This is a genomic window from Gilliamella sp. Pas-s25, assembly GCF_009795885.1.
Taxonomy (GTDB): Bacteria; Pseudomonadota; Gammaproteobacteria; order Enterobacterales; family Orbaceae; genus Gilliamella.
In genome coordinates, this window is record NZ_WTEV01000083.1 from 1 (window position 1) to 545 (window position 545).

Here is a 545-nt window from a genome sequence, read left to right on the forward strand (position 1 = left end):
TTACCACGGTGTGGTTCATGACTGGGGTGAAGTCGTAACAAGGTAACCGTAGGGGAACCTGCGGTTGGATCACCTCCTTACGAAGAGCTTGTAAGTGTTCACACAGATTGTTTGTTTAGAAGAAAGAGTCACTTTATTGGGTCTGTAGCTCAGGTGGTTAGAGCGCACCCCTGATAAGGGTGAGGTCGGTGGTTCAAGTCCACTCAGACCCACCAATTCTACTTAACTTTGCGAGTTTAGGCTTGTGTTAATGATGTGAACGGCATGAATTGGCATAACGCAGGTACGTTAAGCGAGTTGGGGAAATATAGATGAAGTGAATTATTGGGGCTATAGCTCAGCTGGGAGAGCGCCTGCCTTGCACGCAGGAGGCCAGCGGTTCGATCCCGCTTAGCTCCACCATTAAAGAAATCTCTTTCGTTAGATAATAAAAAATTATGTTTGTATTTACTTATATTTATTGTTAAGTGAATAGAAAGATAAAGCTCTTTAACAATTAGGAACAAGCTGAAAGAAACGAGTTCTCGTTCTTGTGTGAAGCTTTT

Annotated in this window: 2 tRNA genes and 1 rRNA gene; all 3 read left to right on the plus strand. The window is 43.3% G+C overall.

The window, feature by feature from the left end:
- Positions 1-80 (plus strand): 16S ribosomal RNA (locus tag GQ593_RS13420); the annotation flags it as partial.
- A 58-nt stretch (positions 81-138) separates the two neighbouring features.
- Positions 139-215, plus strand: a tRNA-Ile gene (locus GQ593_RS13425).
- Positions 216-326: 111 nt separating this feature from the next.
- Positions 327-402: transfer RNA gene (locus GQ593_RS13430), tRNA-Ala, on the plus strand.
- The last annotated feature ends 143 nt before the right edge of the window (positions 403-545 follow it).